This window comes from Bradyrhizobium sp. USDA 4502 (assembly GCF_054063355.1).
The window spans coordinates 1,862,308-1,886,753 of the sequence record NZ_JBSSGF010000001.1 but is presented as its reverse complement, the minus strand read 5'-3'; the positions used below and the strand labels follow the sequence as shown (position 1 = coordinate 1,886,753).

The following is a 24,446-nucleotide window of genomic DNA, read 5'->3' as shown; positions in this document are numbered from 1 at the left end:
TGCCGGCGCAAAAGAGGCAGGAGGGTAAACTTACCGAGTTTGGCTTCTCCCACGAGTAGTCTTCCCCCGTGAAGTTCCGCCCCTCAGGCGATGTGGTGCGGGTCATAGGTGATCACCGTACCGTTCGTTGCATCAGCCTTCTCGGCAAAGCCGTTTGGATCGTATTGCCCGAGCAGGACGATGTTGGCCGTGTGAGCGCCATCCGACACCGTCAGAGTGCCGCCGGTGCCCGCCTGGTTTTCCGTGAAGCTCAATGTGGTGCCTGCGCCGAAGCTGACGCCCTTGACGTCGATGTCGTCATTGCCATCGAGGCCGCTCACCGTACCGGAGAAGTGGAAGGCATCATCCAGGATCAGGTGGCCAGCGGCGGTCGTGTCGAAGGTGACGCCTGCCGCCGAGGCTGCCCCGAACTCGATGGTGCCAGCCCCGCTGATCAAGGCGTTGCCGTTGCCGGTAACGTCGCCTTCTGCTGTGACCGTGCCGCCATTGGCCCAAATCAGGCCGCTGTTGGCGACCGCACTCTCGAGCACCAGCCCACCCGCACCACTCGCCTCCAGCGTACCGGCGTTGGCGATCACGTTGGCGCCGGTGTCGATCACCAGGGCATGAATGCCGGTGGCATCGATGGTGCCCTCGTTGCTCAGCGTCAGGCTGCCCTGACCGAGCTGGCCCGCACCGGAGATCACGTTGTCGATGTTGTCGAGCGAGACGTTCGAGGCCGTGCCGGCGATGATGTTGTGGTCATCGTCGGACAGGACCACGTGGCCACCGCCGTTGAGTGTGACCCCGGTCTGGATTAGCTGCAGCAGCGTGTCGTCGCCGGAGGCCTGCAGGTCGATCTCGCCGGTGTTTTGGATGACACCCGACAGCGGCAGCATCGCGCCGTCCCCAATGGTCATCCGGCCGGAATTTTCGACCGTGGGTGTCACGTCGAACTCAAAGTTTGACGCGGTCAGGTCCGCCGCATGGACGCCGTCCAGGGTGATTGTCTGACCATCTGCGAGCGTGATCACAGCATTGCCGATCGCATCGTCCGCGGTGTGGGCCTGGACGTCCGCGAAGCTTTGCCAGCCGTAGCTGATGAGGTCGATGACGTCCGAGGACACCTCGAAACTGTGCACCACGTCGTTGCCAATCGGCTGCGAAAACACAAACGTATCGCGGCCGCTTGAACCGGTCAGATGGTCATCGCCCGACCAAGCAAAAATCGGAGATCCCGGGGCGTACGCTTCGACGTTGTCGCGAACCAGAATTGTGTCAAAGCTACCATCGGGATTAGCCCAGGTGGCGGAAATGGTCACAACCGCGGCTCCGACAAATTCAAGGGGCGTCGTAACTGTGAGCGCGCCTAAGTCGGCCCCCGATACGGCAAATGAACCGTCGCTAAGCTTGGTGCCGTTTGGCACGGTCCACCCCGTTGGGAGGTTTGTTATCGTCACCGAGATAGCGGTGTCGTTTGCTTCGGGTTGATCAAGACCGAGGTTAATCGGCTGACCCGAAATACCCGCAGGAGCTTTTTTCGAAATAGTCAGAGATCCGCCACCGGCCCCGGGATTTCCCGCAAGGTCGGTCCAATAGGGATCCGTGGTAGCCGTGGTGCCACTGTTGAAAACTGTGATTGTTGTACTATTGGAGCTGCCCTTGGTGAACGTCGCGGTCCAGGTGAGGCCGCCATCGGTGGACTGAAGATTGCTCAAATTAGTCCCGCTAGAGCTATCGTTTAGCGATATATCTCCAAGCGTAAGATTCGTAACTTTTTCGCTGAAGGTAAACGTGATCGTTTCGCTATTGCCCGCAGGCAACGAGTTGCCACCCGTAATCGATATCACCGTAGGCGGAGTTGTGTCGGTCGCATTGATAGTGATGTTCGCAGTATCAGTGGCGGTCGAAAATGCCGTCGTACCGCCATTGGATGAGGTGTCCACCTTGACTCCGTTCGAGCCGCTGGTCTGATCCCAAGCGCGGAAGGTGATGGCATTTGTATCTATACCGGTAAAGCCCGCGCTTGGTTGGAAGTAAAGCCGCGTGTTGGCGTCCGCCGAGAGGAGTAGAGCCGTGCTGTTTGACACCGCTCCTACAGGGTTCCACGTTGTGCCGTTATTTGTGGAAAAGAACCAGGTGCCGTGGCTCGTATCGGTACCGGTAAGTGCGATGCCGACCACGGCCCCTGTATCGACATCGGTAACATTGTCCACCCCCCCACTGGGTGGATTAAGATCCACCAAGCTAGAGACCAACGTACCGACAGCTCCCGCTGGCGCACCGCTGCCTTGGTTCTCTGCCGTGAGCACCGGCGTTTTGGACGGATCGAGAACTGGGGCGTCATTGGTGCCGGTCACCGTGATCTTCAGCGTCGTGCTGTTGGACACGAGCCCGCCCGGGTCCTTGGCCGTGTAGGTGAAGGTGTCCATCGCCGTGACACCCGTGGCGAGGCTGTTGGCGGTGTCGGCTACGTAGCTGTACGAGCCGTTCGCATTCAGCGTCAGATGACCGTAGGTGCCCGCGATCGAGGTCGCGACGCCAACCCCCTGCGTTACGGCTCCAGTGCCGGCAACCACGCCGGAGACCACCAGCGTGTTCGTGGCGTTGTCGACATCGGTATCGGCTACTGATCCGCCGGTCGTGCCCTGGACTACGCCATTAGCCGCCAACACCGTGAGCGTAGCATCCTCGTTCACCTCACCAGTATCGGCTTTGGCCACCGGCGCATCGTTGCTGCCGTCGATGGTGAACACGACGTTGGTGGATGCCGTGGCGGTGCCATCGGTGACCGGAACGGTGAAGGTCTCGGTCGGATGGCTGCTGGTGTTGAGCGCCTGGGTGGCGGTCAGCGTATCGTCGAGCGCATAGGTGAGCGTGTTGCTGCCGGTATGCAGCGTGGCGGTGCCGTAGGTCCCGGCCTTGGTCCAATTGCCGGAGCCGGCATCGGTCCAGCCGTCGCTGGTCAAGGCGGCGGTGTCGTAGCTGGCGGTGCCGTCGACGTCGCCCTTGGTGATGGTTGCGGTCGCAGTCGCGGTGCCGAGCGTGCCATTGGCAACGCCGCCGGCTTCGACGAGGTTGTGATCGACCAGCGCCGAAACCGTCGGATTGTCGTTGCTGCCGTCGATGGTGAACACGACGTTGGTGGATGCCGTGGCGGTGCCATCGGTGACCGGAACGGTGAAGGTCTCGGTCGGATGGCTGCTGGTGTTGAGCGCCTGGGTGGCGGTCAGCGTATCGTCGAGCGCATAGGTGAGCGTGTTGCTGCCGGTATGCAGCGTGGCGGTGCCGTAGGTCCCGGCCTTGGTCCAATTGCCGGAGCCGGCATCGGTCCAGCCGTCGCTGGTCAAGGCGGCGGTGTCGTAGCTGGCGGTGCCGTCGACGTCGCCCTTGGTGATGGTTGCGGTCGCAGTCGCGGTGCCGAGCGTGCCATTGGCAACGCCGCCGGCTTCGACGAGGTTGTGATCGACCAGCGCCGAAACCGTCGGATTGTCGTTGCTGCCGTCGATGGTGAACACGACGTTGGTGGATGCCGTGGCGGTGCCATCGGTGACCGGAACGGTGAAGGTCTCGGTCGGATGGCTGCTGGTGTTGAGCGCCTGGGTGGCGGTCAGCGTATCGTCGAGCGCATAGGTGAGCGTGTTGCTGCCGGTATGCAGCGTGGCGGTGCCGTAGGTCCCGGCCTTGGTCCAATTGCCGGAGCCGGCATCGGTCCAGCCGTCGCTGGTCAAGGCGGCGGTGTCGTAGCTGGCGGTGCCGTCGACGTCGCCCTTGGTGATGGTTGCGGTCGCAGTCGCGGTGCCGAGCGTGCCATTGGCAACGCCGCCGGCTTCGACGAGGTTGTGATCGACCAGCGCCGAAACCGTCGGATTGTCGTTGCTGCCGTCGATGGTGAACACGACGTTGGTGGATGCCGTGGCGGTGCCATCGGTGACCGGAACGGTGAAGGTCTCGGTCGGATGGCTGCTGGTGTTGAGCGCCTGGGTGGCGGTCAGCGTATCGTCGAGCGCATAGGTGAGCGTGTTGCTGCCGGTATGCAGCGTGGCGGTGCCGTAGGTCCCGGCCTTGGTCCAATTGCCGGAGCCGGCATCGGTCCAGCCGTCGCTGGTCAAGGCGGCGGTGTCGTAGCTGGCGGTGCCGTCGACGTCGCCCTTGGTGATGGTTGCGGTCGCAGTCGCGGTGCCGAGCGTGCCATTGGCAACGCCGCCGGCTTCGACGAGGTTGTGATCGACCAGCGCCGAAACCGTCGGATTGTCGTTGCTGCCGTCGATGGTGAACACGACGTTGGTGGATGCCGTGGCGGTGCCATCGGTGACCGGAACGGTGAAGGTCTCGGTCGGATGGCTGCTGGTGTTGAGCGCCTGGGTGGCGGTCAGCGTATCGTCGAGCGCATAGGTGAGCGTGTTGCTGCCGGTATGCAGCGTGGCGGTGCCGTAGGTCCCGGCCTTGGTCCAATTGCCGGAGCCGGCATCGGTCCAGCCGTCGCTGGTCAAGGCGGCGGTGTCGTAGCTGGCGGTGCCGTCGACGTCGCCCTTGGTGATGGTTGCGGTCGCAGTCGCGGTGCCGAGCGTGCCATTGGCAACGCCGCCGGCTTCGACGAGGTTGTGATCGACCAGCGCCGAAACCGTCGGATTGTCGTTGCTGCCGTCGATGGTGAACACGACGTTGGTGGATGCCGTGGCGGTGCCATCGGTGACCGGAACGGTGAAGGTCTCGGTCGGATGGCTGCTGGTGTTGAGCGCCTGGGTGGCGGTCAGCGTATCGTCGAGCGCATAGGTGAGCGTGTTGCTGCCGGTATGCAGCGTGGCGGTGCCGTAGGTCCCGGCCTTGGTCCAATTGCCGGAGCCGGCATCGGTCCAGCCGTCGCTGGTCAAGGCGGCGGTGTCGTAGCTGGCGGTGCCGTCGACGTCGCCCTTGGTGATGGTTGCGGTCGCAGTCGCGGTGCCGAGCGTGCCATTGGCAACGCCGCCGGCTTCGACGAGGTTGTGATCGACCAGCGCCGAAACCGTCGGATTGTCGTTGCTGCCGTCGATGGTGAACACGACGTTGGTGGATGCCGTGGCGGTGCCATCGGTGACCGGAACGGTGAAGGTCTCGGTCGGATGGCTGCTGGTGTTGAGCGCCTGGGTGGCGGTCAGCGTATCGTCGAGCGCATAGGTGAGCGTGTTGCTGCCGGTATGCAGCGTGGCGGTGCCGTAGGTCCCGGCCTTGGTCCAATTGCCGGAGCCGGCATCGGTCCAGCCGTCGCTGGTCAAGGCGGCGGTGTCGTAGCTGGCGGTGCCGTCGACGTCGCCCTTGGTGATGGTTGCGGTCGCAGTCGCGGTGCCGAGCGTGCCATTGGCAACGCCGCCGGCTTCGACGAGGTTGTGATCGACCAGCGCCGAAACCGTCGGATTGTCGTTGCTGCCGTCGATGGTGAACACGACGTTGGTGGATGCCGTGGCGGTGCCATCGGTGACCGGAACGGTGAAGGTCTCGGTCGGATGGCTGCTGGTGTTGAGCGCCTGGGTGGCGGTCAGCGTATCGTCGAGCGCATAGGTGAGCGTGTTGCTGCCGGTATGCAGCGTGGCGGTGCCGTAGGTCCCGGCCTTGGTCCAATTGCCGGAGCCGGCATCGGTCCAGCCGTCGCTGGTCAAGGCGGCGGTGTCGTAGCTGGCGGTGCCGTCGACGTCGCCCTTGGTGATGGTTGCGGTCGCAGTCGCGGTGCCGAGCGTGCCATTGGCAACGCCGCCGGCTTCGACGAGGTTGTGATCGACCAGCGCCGAAACCGTCGGATTGTCGTTGCTGCCGTCGATGGTGAACACGACGTTGGTGGATGCCGTGGCGGTGCCATCGGTGACCGGAACGGTGAAGGTCTCGGTCGGATGGCTGCTGGTGTTGAGCGCCTGGGTGGCGGTCAGCGTATCGTCGAGCGCATAGGTGAGCGTGTTGCTGCCGGTATGCAGCGTGGCGGTGCCGTAGGTCCCGGCCTTGGTCCAATTGCCGGAGCCGGCATCGGTCCAGCCGTCGCTGGTCAAGGCGGCGGTGTCGTAGCTGGCGGTGCCGTCGACGTCGCCCTTGGTGATGGTTGCGGTCGCAGTCGCGGTGCCGAGCGTGCCATTGGCAACGCCGCCGGCTTCGACGAGGTTGTGATCGACCAGCGCCGAAACCGTCGGATTGTCGTTGCTGCCGTCGATGGTGAACACGACGTTGGTGGATGCCGTGGCGGTGCCATCGGTGACCGGAACGGTGAAGGTCTCGGTCGGATGGCTGCTGGTGTTGAGCGCCTGGGTGGCGGTCAGCGTATCGTCGAGCGCATAGGTGAGCGTGTTGCTGCCGGTATGCAGCGTGGCGGTGCCGTAGGTCCCGGCCTTGGTCCAATTGCCGGAGCCGGCATCGGTCCAGCCGTCGCTGGTCAAGGCGGCGGTGTCGTAGCTGGCGGTGCCGTCGACGTCGCCCTTGGTGATGGTTGCGGTCGCAGTCGCGGTGCCGAGCGTGCCATTGGCAACGCCGCCGGCTTCGACGAGGTTGTGATCGACCAGCGCCGAAACCGTCGGATTGTCGTTGCTGCCGTCGATGGTGAACACGACGTTGGTGGATGCCGTGGCGGTGCCATCGGTGACCGGAACGGTGAAGGTCTCGGTCGGATGGCTGCTGGTGTTGAGCGCCTGGGTGGCGGTCAGCGTATCGTCGAGCGCATAGGTGAGCGTGTTGCTGCCGGTATGCAGCGTGGCGGTGCCGTAGGTCCCGGCCTTGGTCCAATTGCCGGAGCCGGCATCGGTCCAGCCGTCGCTGGTCAAGGCGGCGGTGTCGTAGCTGGCGGTGCCGTCGACGTCGCCCTTGGTGATGGTTGCGGTCGCAGTCGCGGTGCCGAGCGTGCCATTGGCAACGCCGCCGGCTTCGACGAGGTTGTGATCGACCAGCGCCGAAACCGTCGGATTGTCGTTGCTGCCGTCGATGGTGAACACGACGTTGGTGGATGCCGTGGCGGTGCCATCGGTGACCGGAACGGTGAAGGTCTCGGTCGGATGGCTGCTGGTGTTGAGCGCCTGGGTGGCGGTCAGCGTATCGTCGAGCGCATAGGTGAGCGTGTTGCTGCCGGTATGCAGCGTGGCGGTGCCGTAGGTCCCGGCCTTGGTCCAATTGCCGGAGCCGGCATCGGTCCAGCCGTCGCTGGTCAAGGCGGCGGTGTCGTAGCTGGCGGTGCCGTCGACGTCGCCCTTGGTGATGGTTGCGGTCGCAGTCGCGGTGCCGAGCGTGCCATTGGCAACGCCGCCGGCTTCGACGAGGTTGTGATCGACCAGCGCCGAAACCGTCGGATTGTCGTTGCTGCCGTCGATGGTGAACACGACGTTGGTGGATGCCGTGGCGGTGCCATCGGTGACCGGAACGGTGAAGGTCTCGGTCGGATGGCTGCTGGTGTTGAGCGCCTGGGTGGCGGTCAGCGTATCGTCGAGCGCATAGGTGAGCGTGTTGCTGCCGGTATGCAGCGTGGCGGTGCCGTAGGTCCCGGCCTTGGTCCAATTGCCGGAGCCGGCATCGGTCCAGCCGTCGCTGGTCAAGGCGGCGGTGTCGTAGCTGGCGGTGCCGTCGACGTCGCCCTTGGTGATGGTTGCGGTCGCAGTCGCGGTGCCGAGCGTGCCATTGGCAACGCCGCCGGCTTCGACGAGGTTGTGATCGACCAGCGCCGAAACCGTCGGATTGTCGTTGCTGCCGTCGATGGTGAACACGACGTTGGTGGATGCCGTGGCGGTGCCATCGGTGACCGGAACGGTGAAGGTCTCGGTCGGATGGCTGCTGGTGTTGAGCGCCTGGGTGGCGGTCAGCGTATCGTCGAGCGCATAGGTGAGCGTGTTGCTGCCGGTATGCAGCGTGGCGGTGCCGTAGGTCCCGGCCTTGGTCCAATTGCCGGAGCCGGCATCGGTCCAGCCGTCGCTGGTCAAGGCGGCGGTGTCGTAGCTGGCGGTGCCGTCGACGTCGCCCTTGGTGATGGTTGCGGTCGCAGTCGCGGTGCCGAGCGTGCCATTGGCAACGCCGCCGGCTTCGACGAGGTTGTGATCGACCAGCGCCGAAACCGTCGGATTGTCGTTGCTGCCGTCGATGGTGAACACGACGTTGGTGGATGCCGTGGCGGTGCCATCGGTGACCGGAACGGTGAAGGTCTCGGTCGGATGGCTGCTGGTGTTGAGCGCCTGGGTGGCGGTCAGCGTATCGTCGAGCGCATAGGTGAGCGTGTTGCTGCCGGTATGCAGCGTGGCGGTGCCGTAGGTCCCGGCCTTGGTCCAATTGCCGGAGCCGGCATCGGTCCAGCCGTCGCTGGTCAAGGCGGCGGTGTCGTAGCTGGCGGTGCCGTCGACGTCGCCCTTGGTGATGGTTGCGGTCGCAGTCGCGGTGCCGAGCGTGCCATTGGCAACGCCGCCGGCTTCGACGAGGTTGTGATCGACCAGCGCCGAAACCGTCGGATTGTCGTTGCTGCCGTCGATGGTGAACACGACGTTGGTGGATGCCGTGGCGGTGCCATCGGTGACCGGAACGGTGAAGGTCTCGGTCGGATGGCTGCTGGTGTTGAGCGCCTGGGTGGCGGTCAGCGTATCGTCGAGCGCATAGGTGAGCGTGTTGCTGCCGGTATGCAGCGTGGCGGTGCCGTAGGTCCCGGCCTTGGTCCAATTGCCGGAGCCGGCATCGGTCCAGCCGTCGCTGGTCAAGGCGGCGGTGTCGTAGCTGGCGGTGCCGTCGACGTCGCCCTTGGTGATGGTTGCGGTCGCAGTCGCGGTGCCGAGCGTGCCATTGGCAACGCCGCCGGCTTCGACGAGGTTGTGATCGACCAGCGCCGAAACCGTCGGATTGTCGTTGCTGCCGTCGATGGTGAACACGACGTTGGTGGATGCCGTGGCGGTGCCATCGGTGACCGGAACGGTGAAGGTCTCGGTCGGATGGCTGCTGGTGTTGAGCGCCTGGGTGGCGGTCAGCGTATCGTCGAGCGCATAGGTGAGCGTGTTGCTGCCGGTATGCAGCGTGGCGGTGCCGTAGGTCCCGGCCTTGGTCCAATTGCCGGAGCCGGCATCGGTCCAGCCGTCGCTGGTCAAGGCGGCGGTGTCGTAGCTGGCGGTGCCGTCGACGTCGCCCTTGGTGATGGTTGCGGTCGCAGTCGCGGTGCCGAGCGTGCCATTGGCAACGCCGCCGGCTTCGACGAGGTTGTGATCGACCAGCGCCGAAACCGTCGGATTGTCGTTGCTGCCGTCGATGGTGAACACGACGTTGGTGGATGCCGTGGCGGTGCCATCGGTGACCGGAACGGTGAAGGTCTCGGTCGGATGGCTGCTGGTGTTGAGCGCCTGGGTGGCGGTCAGCGTATCGTCGAGCGCATAGGTGAGCGTGTTGCTGCCGGTATGCAGCGTGGCGGTGCCGTAGGTCCCGGCCTTGGTCCAATTGCCGGAGCCGGCATCGGTCCAGCCGTCGCTGGTCAAGGCGGCGGTGTCGTAGCTGGCGGTGCCGTCGACGTCGCCCTTGGTGATGGTTGCGGTCGCAGTCGCGGTGCCGAGCGTGCCATTGGCAACGCCGCCGGCTTCGACGAGGTTGTGATCGACCAGCGCCGAAACCGTCGGATTGTCGTTGCTGCCGTCGATGGTGAACACGACGTTGGTGGATGCCGTGGCGGTGCCATCGGTGACCGGAACGGTGAAGGTCTCGGTCGGATGGCTGCTGGTGTTGAGCGCCTGGGTGGCGGTCAGCGTATCGTCGAGCGCATAGGTGAGCGTGTTGCTGCCGGTATGCAGCGTGGCGGTGCCGTAGGTCCCGGCCTTGGTCCAATTGCCGGAGCCGGCATCGGTCCAGCCGTCGCTGGTCAAGGCGGCGGTGTCGTAGCTGGCGGTGCCGTCGACGTCGCCCTTGGTGATGGTTGCGGTCGCAGTCGCGGTGCCGAGCGTGCCATTGGCAACGCCGCCGGCTTCGACGAGGTTGTGATCGACCAGCGCCGAAACCGTCGGATTGTCGTTGCTGCCGTCGATGGTGAACACGACGTTGGTGGATGCCGTGGCGGTGCCATCGGTGACCGGAACGGTGAAGGTCTCGGTCGGATGGCTGCTGGTGTTGAGCGCCTGGGTGGCGGTCAGCGTATCGTCGAGCGCATAGGTGAGCGTGTTGCTGCCGGTATGCAGCGTGGCGGTGCCGTAGGTCCCGGCCTTGGTCCAATTGCCGGAGCCGGCATCGGTCCAGCCGTCGCTGGTCAAGGCGGCGGTGTCGTAGCTGGCGGTGCCGTCGACGTCGCCCTTGGTGATGGTTGCGGTCGCAGTCGCGGTGCCGAGCGTGCCATTGGCAACGCCGCCGGCTTCGACGAGGTTGTGATCGACCAGCGCCGAAACCGTCGGATTGTCGTTGCTGCCGTCGATGGTGAACACGACGTTGGTGGATGCCGTGGCGGTGCCATCGGTGACCGGAACGGTGAAGGTCTCGGTCGGATGGCTGCTGGTGTTGAGCGCCTGGGTGGCGGTCAGCGTATCGTCGAGCGCATAGGTGAGCGTGTTGCTGCCGGTATGCAGCGTGGCGGTGCCGTAGGTCCCGGCCTTGGTCCAATTGCCGGAGCCGGCATCGGTCCAGCCGTCGCTGGTCAAGGCGGCGGTGTCGTAGCTGGCGGTGCCGTCGACGTCGCCCTTGGTGATGGTTGCGGTCGCAGTCGCGGTGCCGAGCGTGCCATTGGCAACGCCGCCGGCTTCGACGAGGTTGTGATCGACCAGCGCCGAAACCGTCGGATTGTCGTTGCTGCCGTCGATGGTGAACACGACGTTGGTGGATGCCGTGGCGGTGCCATCGGTGACCGGAACGGTGAAGGTCTCGGTCGGATGGCTGCTGGTGTTGAGCGCCTGGGTGGCGGTCAGCGTATCGTCGAGCGCATAGGTGAGCGTGTTGCTGCCGGTATGCAGCGTGGCGGTGCCGTAGGTCCCGGCCTTGGTCCAATTGCCGGAGCCGGCATCGGTCCAGCCGTCGCTGGTCAAGGCGGCGGTGTCGTAGCTGGCGGTGCCGTCGACGTCGCCCTTGGTGATGGTTGCGGTCGCAGTCGCGGTGCCGAGCGTGCCATTGGCAACGCCGCCGGCTTCGACGAGGTTGTGATCGACCAGCGCCGAAACCGTCGGATTGTCGTTGCTGCCGTCGATGGTGAACACGACGTTGGTGGATGCCGTGGCGGTGCCATCGGTGACCGGAACGGTGAAGGTCTCGGTCGGATGGCTGCTGGTGTTGAGCGCCTGGGTGGCGGTCAGCGTATCGTCGAGCGCATAGGTGAGCGTGTTGCTGCCGGTATGCAGCGTGGCGGTGCCGTAGGTCCCGGCCTTGGTCCAATTGCCGGAGCCGGCATCGGTCCAGCCGTCGCTGGTCAAGGCGGCGGTGTCGTAGCTGGCGGTGCCGTCGACGTCGCCCTTGGTGATGGTTGCGGTCGCAGTCGCGGTGCCGAGCGTGCCATTGGCAACGCCGCCGGCTTCGACGAGGTTGTGATCGACCAGCGCCGAAACCGTCGGATTGTCGTTGCTGCCGTCGATGGTGAACACGACGTTGGTGGATGCCGTGGCGGTGCCATCGGTGACCGGAACGGTGAAGGTCTCGGTCGGATGGCTGCTGGTGTTGAGCGCCTGGGTGGCGGTCAGCGTATCGTCGAGCGCATAGGTGAGCGTGTTGCTGCCGGTATGCAGCGTGGCGGTGCCGTAGGTCCCGGCCTTGGTCCAATTGCCGGAGCCGGCATCGGTCCAGCCGTCGCTGGTCAAGGCGGCGGTGTCGTAGCTGGCGGTGCCGTCGACGTCGCCCTTGGTGATGGTTGCGGTCGCAGTCGCGGTGCCGAGCGTGCCATTGGCAACGCCGCCGGCTTCGACGAGGTTGTGATCGACCAGCGCCGAAACCGTCGGATTGTCGTTGCTGCCGTCGATGGTGAACACGACGTTGGTGGATGCCGTGGCGGTGCCATCGGTGACCGGAACGGTGAAGGTCTCGGTCGGATGGCTGCTGGTGTTGAGCGCCTGGGTGGCGGTCAGCGTATCGTCGAGCGCATAGGTGAGCGTGTTGCTGCCGGTATGCAGCGTGGCGGTGCCGTAGGTCCCGGCCTTGGTCCAATTGCCGGAGCCGGCATCGGTCCAGCCGTCGCTGGTCAAGGCGGCGGTGTCGTAGCTGGCGGTGCCGTCGACGTCGCCCTTGGTGATGGTTGCGGTCGCAGTCGCGGTGCCGAGCGTGCCATTGGCAACGCCGCCGGCTTCGACGAGGTTGTGATCGACCAGCGCCGAAACCGTCGGATTGTCGTTGCTGCCATGGATCGTCACCGTCAGCGTCGTGGTAGCCGTCGCCCCCGTGGTATCTTTTACTGTATAGGAGAACGTATCTGTCAGCGTGTCACTAAACGTGCGCAGCGCCTCGACCGCGCCCTGGCCGTTGTTCACCGTATAGGTATAAGAGCCATCGGTATTGAGATGCAGGGTACCGTGCGCACCGACCACATCGGTGCCGGCGCCCGAGCTCAACGCGGCACTGGTGGTTCCCGCCGTAACGCCCGCGACCGTCTTGGAAGCTGCACTGAAATCGAAATCGTTCGTTAGGACGTTGCCGGTCGGATTGACCCCGGCCGTGCCGTTATTAATACCGCCCGCTTCTGTCGCCGATGCTGTATCGGCAGTGGCTGCGATCGTAAGATTGCCCGAGGCATCACGTACTTCAACTTTCTCGATCGCAGAAACCTGCAAATTGAGAGTTTTGAAGGTATAGATGGTACCGTCGGCTTGTCCGGTTTGAGCACTGATGTGCGCAGGAACCCAGACGTTCTTATAATATGAAATCTCGGCCCGAATATCTGCATCGGCTAACTGCGCGGCGCTCAGCCAGATCTGGAGCGTATCGACATCCGGCGTCGCCCCCGCCTTGCCGAGCTGCACAGCACCATTTCCGCCGTCGTAGGAGTCGTAGCCCTGGAATGTTGTACCTGAGACGACCGTAGACGCGCCAACAATGCCGAGACTCGTCTGATCGGTTCCTGAATAAATAGTCCCGCCGCTGATTTGCTGGTTGGTGGCGGTGAAGCCGGTCGATCCCAAGATGTACTGATTTTCATAGGCCTTATATATCAGGGTATCGGATCCTGATCCGCCCAAAACGGTATCAAAGCCGCTGCCGCCGTTAAGGGTGTCGTCTCCAGAACCACCGTTGAGACGATCGCTACCTGCACCTCCGTACAGCGTGTCGTTGCCAGAACCTCCGACCAGATTGTCGTTAGTGGTTCCCGTCATGATAATGGTGGTGTCGCCGCTGGCGCTTGCCATTAGAGATGCTCCAATAATTCTTTTCGTACAATTCGCGTCACAGCTTCTGCTATTTGATCAAACGGATGCGTGATTAGCTGGCTCGATTCCGGGAATGATGTCTTGATAGAGCGACAGGAAAAGCAATCAGAGCCGGCCGATCACTCGCCGGAGTGAGCGCAGGCTCGATCGGAAGATCGGCTGACGATGAAGAAGCAGAATTTGAAATTCCTTGGAGGCGCGATTCAACTTCGGACCAGTTGATCAGTGGCTGGGCCTTCGGGATGAAATTGACGCGACTCAATACACACTCCTTGAACTCTGCTAACGCAGAGCAGGCGTGATCGCACCCGAAAATCAATTCACAACAACACGCACGATGCCCATCAGCAATATTCGTGGGGCGCGCGGCCAAAGGCCGCCCATGTGCCATTAGACGCCTACCGTGAAAAGACTCCGACCGCCATTACCCTGCCCGTTTCGCGTGCGGCCCTGCACTCCGCATGCTCGCAATTTTTCTTGTCTTTCAATATTCAGCTTCGAGAGGCTTCGGCGCCTGGCCCGCAAGACTGCGGGCGCCCAAACCTCTAAATCTAATTGAATGCAATTTGCCGCAAATTTGCGCAGCCGTCTAGAGCCGAGCGATTTGCTCTACTTTAACGATTAACGCCGTGCCGCCATGGAGTTCCCTCCTGTCTTCAACAATGCCCCGTTGATTTACGGGTCTCCCCAAACGTCCTATCCACGCGCAGCGCCGGTTTGGGCGCCGCGGGCTCCGACGCCATCCCGACCATGCCTCGTTTCGTCACCGAACAGTTCGAGCTTATAGCGAGCCTGTCTCCAAATGCAGTGCATGCTGGGTAAGGTCAAGAACAGCCTGCAGCGGACGCTTCAATAGCAACTTCCGGAGTCCCCTCCGAGCCGGCCGCAACTCTCCCCATTGGACTGCCGGCACTGTGTGACCGCCAGCGGCGGCTTGCTGGCGTCCGCGGGCGCGGCCGATAACCTGCTCCCCTCCTCTTCGAGGGGCTGCGATGAAGCTTCTGGATCTGGATGTTGCGCTCGAGCAGGGACATCGTTCTTGCTTGGACCCGCTCCGCTAATACCTTGCGCACGGCGTTCTCCCGATCGAGCAGCTCGGGAAACGGTAGCCAGCAGCCATTACCAATACGTCGTCGGATCGGTATGTGCGCCCGATGAGAACCGTGTCGGCGTTTGGCGAAAATTTCCGCTTCTTCCCGGCCAAACCCCTGCTCTTGGATTAGCCATTTCAGCTAGGGTGCTCACCCACGATGGCCCGTGGAATTTTAGAACCACATACGCCACCTGAGACAATCAAAACGAAGATTCAAATGATGTTCAACGTCACGAGAACCGAATTCCTCCTCTACGTCATAGCCGCATTGACCATTGCAGTGCTTGTCGCTTGGGACGAACCGTGGATCATGGGACGAATATGAAGGTGTCCTTGAGAGACCGGCACGCGACGCATCCGCGGCATTTGACGAGAAAACCTGCGCTGCCGGACGGCGCGACGCAGATCCTTGGAGGTACGCGATACGGTAATCGGGCCTGATCGCGGGGCCTGTTTCGGCGCGCGCGACATTTATCAGCTTCGCGACGTCGATTTCGACAACGGTTCCCGACAATTCTGCCATGGCACCTCCTCCTGTGATTGGATCGACACAGACGGACAGTGTAGCGCGAGCCACATAGCTGGAAGAGACGGCCATACGCTTTCCACTCAATAACACGTCCCGGAATCCCCTCCGAGCCGGCCGCAACTGTCCCCATTGGATTGCCGCCATTGCGTGACCGCCAGCGGCGGCGGCTTGCTCCCGTCCGCGGGCGCGGCCGATAGCCTGCTGCGCTCCTCTTCGAGGAGCTGCGAATGCAGCTTCTGGATCTGGACGTTGCGCTCGAGCAGCGACATCGTTCTTGTTTGAACCTGCTCGGCCAGCGCCTTGCGCAGGACATTCTCCCGATCGAGCAATTCAGGAAACGGCAATAGCGGCCGGACGAGCTCGGTAGCCTTGATCACACACGACGCTCGCGCCTTTGCCTGCGCAATCTGATCCGGAAAGGCGTTCCGGCATTCCGCCAGTGCGCCGTTCAGGTTGATCGGTTCCGCCGCTGGCGTCCGTGTCGCCTCCGGCGTCGATACCGGTGTCGCTGTTGCCGATGGTGTCGGCTCTGTGGCCGCCGTCGCCGTCTCCGTTATTGGGTCCGGTGCCGGTCCCGCCTCCTTCTCGATGGCCTGGCGAGCGGCCCCGCAACAAGACAGCAAGATGCAGAACGAGAGAACGACCAGGCATCTCGCGCGCCTTGGCCAATACTCCCTGGCGCCCGCCTCGATCGGGCGCCCGACTACGATTTCGATCACGGCAGGCCCCATCGTGAGGCCCCCACCCTGCCTCCTGCTGATCCGAACATCACATCGAGCAATGGGTCGATCGCGACGGTTCGTTAGCGATGCGTACGAGAGACTGGTTCTGTCGGCGCGACAGACGCCGCGCCGCGCATCCATACCCGCCGGCTAACCATCTGCGTAATGTGGGACGCAAGGCTGTCCTTCCTCCGGCGAAATTGGTATCGACCAAAACCTGCATCTGCAAAAAAGTGGTATCTCGAAATATCGCGCCTACACGAAATGATGCCGCTACACTGCATTGATTTTAGATGTAGTTTTGTCGGTGACGCAACAGTCGGCTGGAGAGTAGCGGCGCGGCGCGCCTCTTGGCGCCTATCGCGGCGTTCGTCCGACGCCATCTATTCTGATACTGTGGAGATCAGGATCGGCGTCGCGCGCGCGCGCTCGGACCGCCTATGCCACCGAATCGCCATGGCGGCCAGTTTTTCTGCGCCGGCGAATGCGCCCGCCGGCGTGAACGGCCGCATCCTTGTTCAACGACAACCGTGATGTTTGCGTGGCCGGCCAGCCGCGCTTTCGACCTATGTTATCAACAGGCGCACGATTCGCATGGGACCCGCATTGGTAAAAATTTCCGCTTTTTCGCGGCCTAGCCCTTGCTCTAGGATCAGTCATTTCAATTCGGGCGCTTACCCACGATGCGCCCGTGGAATTTTAGAACCACAGCATACAGTGACTGATCCGGGCGTCATGGGGATTTGAGATGGCCGATCGTATTGCACTTTTCATCGATGGCGCGAATCTTCACACCACGGTCAAGAACCTCGGTTTTGAAATCGATTTCCGGCGACTGCTCTCGGAGTTCGGCAAGCATGGACAGATCGTCCGCGCCTACTTCTACACCGTCGTGAGAGACGACGACGAGTTCAGCAGCCTTCGGCCGCTGGTGGATTGGCTCGATTACAACGGATATGCGGTCAGGAGAAAGTTAGCCAAAACGCACGATGACGGCGAAGGGCGGCGGCGAATGAAGCGCAGCATCGGCATCGAGCTCGCGGTCGACGCATTGGAAATCGCGCGCCGCATCGACCATGCGTACCTGTTCTCTGGCGACGGTGATTTGCGCGCCGTTGTCGAGGCGGTCAGGCGGATGGGCGTCCGCGTGACCGTCGTTTCCAGCATCCGAACAAAGCCTCCCATGATCGCCGATGAGCTTCGCAGGCAAGCTGACGTCTTCCTCGAACTCGAAAGCCTCAGGGCATCGATCGAACGTCCAGCGCACCCGATCGCGCCCGAGTGAAATCGCGGGCGCCTCTTCCGGCGAGGAAGCAACGCAGCTCTGCTTGTCCGTAAATCACCGAGTTGCGCGAGTCAGGCGCTGACATCACTATCCTCCAAACAACGAAACAGAGGGTAACACCCATGTGGAGGTCGGTTGGCTGCCTGTTGCTGTTCTTGGCGGCGACGAGCGCTGCGATCGCCGAACCTTCCCGGTTCACCTGCGACACGCCGCGGGGCAAACGGGTCGAGCTCGGCCCGTCAGGCAAAGGCGGCGACGCCCAGTGGATCGATGACGATCTCGATACGGTCCGGCCCGCCGTCGTGATCGATGGCGACACCTTCACGGTCACTTGGGGGACATCTGTCGCGGCAGAAGGCAAGGGAGGAGCCAAGCTCACGACCTACGTCTTTGCGGCCGCCCGCCGGTCCGCCGCGTCGATCTTCGCGACCCGCACGGACGACACCACGGCCGAGATCTTCCGGTTCTATTTTGGCGACAAGTCGCTCTACAAACTAACGAGCCGACTGGGAGGCCCCTCCGCGGACACCAAGGCCGCGCCCTTCGTTGCAACCTACCTGGCGACCTGTCGCCAGCAGTAGCCGGCTGCCGCCAACCTTAAGATGGGCTTAACTGATCTTTCATGTTCCGGTCCCCGGTGTTGCGGCTCGGCACCAGTTCGCGCGATCACAGAACATCATATAAATCACTGAATTTTAATAAAAATGTTTAGATTTGCGCGCACCGGACCTCGGATGGTTCGGCCCCCACTTAGGCCGCCTGTGTGGCTGAAATGTCATAGGTCGCGGAACTGTCCTTTGTTACCCTTTGGAGGATTCTACATAATATTTTTGTGAGTAGGGGCTGAGATTATGAAGTCGGCATACACGGTCATAGCGTGCCTATGTCTGGCGGCAACGCCAGCATGTGCCGAGGTTTTTTCTATTAATGATGCTTTGCGCCAGGCCATGCAGACCAACCCGGGTATCGGCGAGGCTTCGGCGAACCGGCGGGCGACGGAAAGCGAGCTGCGGCAAACCCAAAGCACACTGCTGCCGCAGGTGCGCATTGACGCCAGCTACGGCCCGGAAAAATTCGATCAATCGCCGGGCTTCATCACCCCGAACATTCAGGCGGCGCCGACCGTGGGTTCAGGACCATGGCGCAATGGCAGCCAGGAATCGGTCGTGGTGCGCCAGCTGCTGTGGGACGGTTTTTCGTCGATCTATGACGTCTGGCGCCAGACCGCGCGGGTCAATGCCGCCGCCTCCCGCGTCAAGGAGAGAACCGAGCTGCTGGCCCTCGACGCCGCCGAAGGCTACATCGACGTCACGCGCTACATGCGGCTGGTCAGTCTTGCCCAGCAAAACGTCGCCAACCACGAAAAGATCTTTTCAAACGTGAACTCCCGCTTCTCGGGCGGCCGGGCGGGCGAAGGCGATCTGGAGCAAGCCCGCGAGCGCGTCGAGGCTGCCCGTGCGGCACTTGCCGAATTCCAGCGCAGCCTGGATGACGCCAGGGCGAAGTACCGCAAGACGGTTGGCCTCGAGCCGATCAATGTTCGGTTCCCCGCCCCTCTCGCGGGATTGCCGCACAGCCGCGACGAAGCGTTGGCGACCACGCTCCGGTTCAACTCGACGATCGCGGCGGCACAGTCCGACGCCGACGCCGCCAAGCACGCGTTCAAGGCCACCGACGGCACCTTCGGTCCGAAATTCTATCTCGAGGGACGGGCAACCCATTACGACAACTCCTACCCATACGTGGCGGCCCCGGGAACTCCCGCCATCACGCATGAGGACTACAGTGGGAAGGTTGTCATGTCGTGGGACATCTTCCGCGGCGGCCAGGACGCGTGGAATCGGTCAGAGAAGGCCGAGCGCTACACCGAAGCCACCATGCGCCACGCTCGCCTGCAACGCGACGCCTATGAGTCGATCGACAAGGCGTGGAATGCCCGTACGATTACGGCCACGCGCATCGGTGCTCTGACCCGTGAGCTGGAAGCAGCCAGGAAGACCATCACGGCCTACCAGAAGGAATACGAACTCGGTCAGCGCTCCCTGATCGATCTCTTGAACGCGCAGAACCAGTTCTTCAACACGTCGGTCTCGCTCACCTCAGCCCGCGGCGTCGTGGTCTTCGCCGACTACCAGCTGCTGGCCGCGATGGGCACCTTGATCGAGTATCTGAAGGCTCCGCCGCCGGTCGATGCTGCGCCGACGGACATGCTTTCGATCGGCCTGCCCCGCTACTCGTTCCCGACCCTTCGCGTGAACCTCCCGCAAACCGGGTCCGAGCCGCTGCGCGTCGCCGCTCCGGCGCCTGTCGCCCGTCCTGCCAAGACCTATGCGGCGGCCCAGCCGAAGGATGTTGGCTTTGCGGACCGCTTCACCGGTGCGACGACGACCGCAGCGGTGCCCGGTTCAGCGGAATGGATGCAGCAGCAAAAGACCGCTGCGGACGGCCCGAACGTCATTTACACGGACCCTTCGGTCACGGCGAACGCGAGCTCCTATGCGTCGACCAAGCCCCACTGGCTGCTGTCGGCCTTCCCGAGTTCCGCTCGGTAGCGACCGCCAACAAGCTCAGGACAAGACTGCCGGAAGGGCCCCAAGTCGGGGCCCTTTCGATTCCTTATTAATCGTTAAGATAAGTTTCGCTGAATTTGTTCGCTGTTTGTTGTAGTCTGCCCGAAATCTAATGCGATTGCTGCATTTCCATTTTGCTTGTCGAGGTTTCAGTTGTTGTTTCGAACCCCCAGCGCGGCGGCCGACGCCGTCCGCCCCTCGCCGGATGACTCAACCTCAAAGCCTGTCGCGATAAATGGGCCACGCGCGCTGGGCGACGATCCCCTCACCGCATCGTTGACTTATCTCGCCGCCCATCACGGCCGCGCGGTCAGCCGCGAAGCTCTGCTCGGCGGACTTCCGATCACGGACGGACGCTTGTCCGTTTCGCTCTATGACCGCGCGGCCAGGCGCGCCGGTCTGGAGACCGAGGCCGTCAAGCGCGACATTTCAGACATTCCCGCGCTGGTCCTGCCGGCCGTCCTCGTCATGAAGAACGGCTCTGCGCTGATCCTTCTGGGTGTGGACCCGGCGAACAGGTCGATCAAGGTCGTTGATCCGGCGACGCCGAACAGCCCGCGCGTCGCCGACATCGGCTCGCTCGCCACGGACTATACCGGCTATGCGTTCCTGGTGAGAAGCGCGCCGCAGGCCGATGCGCGCGCCGTCGCCGCAGGCGACATCCCCAAGAGCCACTGGTTCTGGTCGGTGGTGAAAACGCATTGGCGCAGCTACGGGCACATCGCGGTCGCGGCCTTTCTGACCAACATCCTCGCGCTGGCGACGCCGCTGTTCACGATGAGCGTCTATGACCGTGTCATCCCCAACGGGGCGATCCCCTCCCTGATCGCGCTCTCGATCGGCATGGGGCTCGGCATCGTATTCGATTTCATCTTCCGCATGGTCCGCAGCCGCATGATCGACGTGACCGGCAAGACGATCGACGTTGTGCTGGCCGCAAACATCTTCGAGCACGTGATGTCGGTGAAGATGGCGCAACGGCCGACTTCGGTTGGCATCCTGGCCAATCAGCTCCGCGACTTCGACTCGGTGCGCGAGTTCTTCACCTCCGGAAGCGTGGTTTCGGCGACCGATCTGCTGTTCGCCATTCTCTTTGTTGGGGTGCTGTTCCTCATCGCCGGACCGCTGGCCTGGATCCCGCTGATCATGCTGCCGCTGGTCATGCTGATCGGCTTCTTGCTGCAGCGCCCGCTCGATCGCGCCATCAAGCGGCTGCAGGCCGAATCCGCCGCCCGGCACGGCGTGCTGGTCGAGTCGCTGTCCGGCCTCGAAACCGTCCGTGCAACCGGCGCCGAGGCCCGCATGCAGACCTTGTGGGAACGGTCGGTTGCCGCGACCGCCCCGATCCGGCGAGGACGTTCACTTCTGGTCGTCGATGTCGCTGACGAGCGCGAGCACGGCCCAGCAGATCACGAGCCTGCTCCTCGTCATCGTCGGCATTTTCCTGATCCTCGACGGCAAGCTGAGCGTCGGCGCGCTGGTCGCCGCAAACATGCTCGCCGGGCGCGTCCTGGCGCCGATCGCCGGGATCGCCTCGGTGATCACCAAGGGTACGCAGACGATCACGGCCCTCAAGGCGATCGATCGCATCATGTCGATCGAGCGGGAACGCTCGCCGACCCGGTCCTACGTCGCAAGACGAATCGAAGACGGCAAGGTCGCCTTCGAGAACGTATCGTTCGCCTACCCCAACGCGCCGGGTAACGCGCTCGAAAAGGTCAGCTTCAAGATCGAGGGCGGAGAAAGGGTCGGCATCATCGGCAGGGTGGGCTCTGGCAAGACCACGGTCGGCAGGTTGCTGCTCGGATTTTACGAGCCGAAGGAAGGCCGCATCCTGGTCGATGGCGTCGACTCGCGCCAATACGATCCCTCGGACCTGCGCGCCGGCATCGGCTTTGCGATGCAGGATACCGACCTGTTCTTCGGCAAGCTGCGCGACAACATCGCCCTTGGCAAGCCGGAAGCAACCGACGAGGAAGTCCTGCTTGCCGCGCGGCTTTCGGGCGTCGAAAGCTTCATCGCCGGTCACCCGATGGGCTATGACATGCCCATCTCGGAAGGCGGCCGCAGCCTGTCGGGCGGCCAGAAGCAGGCCATCGGACTCGCGCGCGTTCTGATCCGCAAGCCTCGCGTGCTCTTTCTCGACGAGCCGACGGCGCACTTCGATATTCGCAGCGAACAGGAGTTCCTTGAGCGGCTCAAGGGCCTCAATGATGATCGCATGACCATCATCATTTCGACCCATCGCTTATCATTGCTGAATATGGTCGATCGCTTGCTGCTGTTCGACAATGGCCGCCTGGTTGCCGACGGCCCGCGCGACAAGGTGCTCGCTTTGCTCCAGGGCCGGCCGGCGTCCGCGGCCCCGTCGCCGGAGAATACGATTCAGCCGAAATCCGCATAACGAGCAAATACATTATGGCGTCTTCCGATTTCACATTTGCAAATGATATCCGGTCCGCGGCGCTGCTGCGCACGCCGCGCACCTCCCGCATGCTGCTGTGGACGTCGTGCGCGCTGCTTGCGACGTTCTTGATCTGGGCTCATTTTGCCGTGCTGGACGAGGTCAAGCGCGGCAGCGGCCGCGTCGTGCCGTCGCGGCAGATGCAGGTGGTTCAATCGCTCGAAGGCGGGATCGTCGGCGACATCCTGATCCGGGAAGGCGACATCGTTCAGCAGGGCCAGTCCCTGATGCGGATCGATGATACGAAATTCGCTTCCGAGTTCGGCGAAATCCGCGAGCGCCGCGCGGCGATGGCGGCGCGGGTGGCCCGCCTCGACGCCGAGGCGCGCGGCCGAGCCGAGATCACCTTCCCGGACGATCTCGACAAGATGGTTCCCGCCGCCGTCGCGACCGAGACCAGCGTGTTCAAGATGCGGGGTCAGAAGGTCGCGCAGGACATCGACGTCCTCAACCAGCAGGTCACTCGCCTCACCGGCTCCCTCAAGCTCCTCGAGCGCGAGCAGACCCTGACGCGCAGGCTGTATGAGCAGAAGGTGGTGCCCGAGATCGAGATGCTGCGACTTGATCGGCAGGCAACCGAAATGAAGGGACAGCTGGCCGAAGCGCAGTCGAAGATCGCGAACATCACCGCGTCGTTCCGTTCACAGGCCGACGAGGACCTGGCCAAATCGCGTGCCGACCTCGCCGTGCTCGACGAGAATATCAAGTCCGCCCAGGACCGGGTGCGCCGCACGGATCTGAAGGCGCCGGTCCACGGCATCGTCAACAAACTGAACATCAGCACCATCGGTGCCGTCGTGCAGCCGGGCGCCAACCTGATGGACATCGTGCCGCTGGACGACACGCTGCTGGTGGAGGGCCGGATTCGTCCCCAGGACATCGCGTTTATCCGTCCCGACCAGGACGCGGTGGTGAAGATCAGCGCCTATGATTCCTCGGTCTACGGATCGCTGAAGGGCAAGGTCGAACGCATCAGCGCCGACACCATCGTCGACGACAAGGCGGAAAAGACCGAACGCCAGGAGACCTTCTACCGGGTCATGGTGCGTACCGATAAGAACCATCTCGGCACCGAGCAGCATCCGCTGCCGATCATTCCGGGCATGGTGACCACGGTCGAGGTCTTGACCGGCGAGAAGTCCGTGCTGGACTACATCGTGAAGCCCGCCCGCCTGCTGCGTGACGAGGCCCTGCGCGAACGCTGATCGGGACCACGGATTCCGTGGTTAACCGATCGTGACCTCGGTTCGTTCAATTTCGAACGAACCGGCAAACCCCGGATTGACCGCCTTTTCGACATTCGAGGCGGCGCCCCCCTCCACTTAACTCCGCTTAAGCGGCCAAGGCGCCAGTTTGCGTCCCGATAACAGCGGGGGCGCAGATCGACGCACAGACGTTGACGGTCCCCGACATTGGGGACGTCATATGAAGTCGCTGAACTTTGCTTCGTCGGCGGTCATGGCCGCGGCTGCGCTGACAATCGGTCTTTGCGCAGCGCCTGTCGCATTTGCCGCGGACGGGCTCTCTGTCGGAAAACCCGCCGGCGAGCTCGCGCCCGCTGCGGACGCCGCGTCAAACCGCCCGCCTGCCACCTTCTTCACCATCGCCGACGTCCTGGCCAAGCTCGACCGGCAGCGCGGCCGGGGTCCGAACGCCATTCGCACCGCCTCGCTCACACCGCCAAATACCGCGACCGACGCGGTGCCCGCGGCAAAGCCGCTTCCGCCTGTCGGCGCCGAGCCGTTTGGCCTGTTCACCTTCCGCGCACCGGAAAACGGCCTGTGGCGCAAATGGCGCGGCCTCGAATCCGATCTCGCAAAGGAGGCGAGCGTTCTCGAGCAATGCCGCGAGAGCGCGACCGGCTGCCCGTCGCAAGCCGCGCAATTCCTTCGCCTGATCGGCGCGGTCAAGTCCAAAGCCGGACGCGACCGGCTGGATGAGGCCAATCGCGCCGTCAATCAGGCGATCCGCTATGTCAGCGACTTCGCCCAGCACGGCGAGGCCGACCGCTGGACCGCCCCGCTCGCCACCTTCGCGACCGGCAAGGGCGACTGCGAGGACTATGCGATCGCAAAATACATCGCGCTCAGCGAAGCCGGCTACCCGCGCGAGGATCTGCGCCTGGTGCTGGGCCGCGATCGCGCCATCCGCCAGGATCATGCCGTGCTGGCGGCGCGCCTGGACGGCCATTGGCTGATCCTGGACAGCCGCCGCTCCGAACTGATTGATGACGGCGAGCTCGGCAACTTCACGCCGATGTTCGCGATCAACGACCGCGGCGTGCAGCTGTTTGCGGCACCTTACGCCAAGCGGCTCCCGCTCGGCGATGAACTTGACGCGGCGCCGGCGGCCGCCAATGCGGCGGAGACCGAATGGACCGGCGTGGAAGCGCTGGACGCGGCAAGCCCGCTCTTGGGCTTCCTGCCCGTGCTGATGTGATTGCGCGCAAGAAAGGCGACAATTCAATCAATAAAAATCCGCGGAGAGGTCTCCGCGGATTTTCGATTTTGCTGCA

7 protein-coding genes and 1 pseudogene are annotated in these 24,446 nt (G+C 63.3%); 6 read left to right on the top strand and 2 right to left on the bottom strand.

The window, feature by feature from the left end; translation table 11 throughout:
• Positions 1-83 precede the first annotated feature (83 nt).
• Together ACVW1B_RS08245 and ACVW1B_RS08240 are read right to left on the bottom strand one after the other, a co-directional pair.
• Positions 84-13,247 (bottom strand): VCBS domain-containing protein, encoded by a 13,164-nt coding sequence (locus tag ACVW1B_RS08245; protein ID WP_456821480.1) that lies wholly within the window; start codon positions 13,245-13,247, stop codon positions 84-86.
• 1,723 nt (positions 13,248-14,970) lie between these two features.
• The gene (locus ACVW1B_RS08240; RefSeq protein WP_456821479.1) at positions 14,971-15,621 is read right to left on the bottom strand and encodes a hypothetical protein; all 651 of its coding nucleotides are present in this window, start codon (positions 15,619-15,621) and stop codon (positions 14,971-14,973) included.
• A 739-nt stretch (positions 15,622-16,360) separates the two neighbouring features.
• Here ACVW1B_RS08240 and ACVW1B_RS08235 point away from each other — a divergent pair.
• From ACVW1B_RS08235 to ACVW1B_RS08210, 6 genes and pseudogenes are all read left to right on the top strand, one after another.
• A complete protein-coding gene (locus ACVW1B_RS08235; RefSeq protein ID WP_456821478.1) occupies positions 16,361-16,897 on the top strand; it encodes a LabA-like NYN domain-containing protein in 537 nt (178 codons plus the stop codon).
• Positions 16,898-17,019: 122 nt separating this feature from the next.
• Positions 17,020-17,478, top strand: a complete 459-nt coding sequence (locus ACVW1B_RS08230; protein ID WP_456821477.1) for a hypothetical protein — start codon at positions 17,020-17,022, stop codon at positions 17,476-17,478.
• 270 nt (positions 17,479-17,748) lie between these two features.
• Positions 17,749-19,449: a TolC family outer membrane protein gene (locus ACVW1B_RS08225; protein ID WP_256558762.1), complete on the top strand. Its 1,701-nt coding sequence runs from the start codon at positions 17,749-17,751 to the stop codon at positions 19,447-19,449.
• A 249-nt stretch (positions 19,450-19,698) separates the two neighbouring features.
• Positions 19,699-21,871: pseudogene (locus ACVW1B_RS08220) on the top strand (type I secretion system permease/ATPase).
• A gap of 14 nt (positions 21,872-21,885) precedes the next feature.
• Positions 21,886-23,136 (top strand): HlyD family type I secretion periplasmic adaptor subunit, encoded by a 1,251-nt coding sequence (locus ACVW1B_RS08215; RefSeq protein ID WP_018270880.1) that lies wholly within the window; start codon positions 21,886-21,888, stop codon positions 23,134-23,136.
• 220 nt (positions 23,137-23,356) lie between these two features.
• Entirely contained in the window at positions 23,357-24,370 is a 1,014-nt protein-coding gene (locus ACVW1B_RS08210) for a transglutaminase-like cysteine peptidase (RefSeq protein ID WP_456821476.1), read from the top strand.
• Positions 24,371-24,446: the final 76 nt, after the last annotated feature.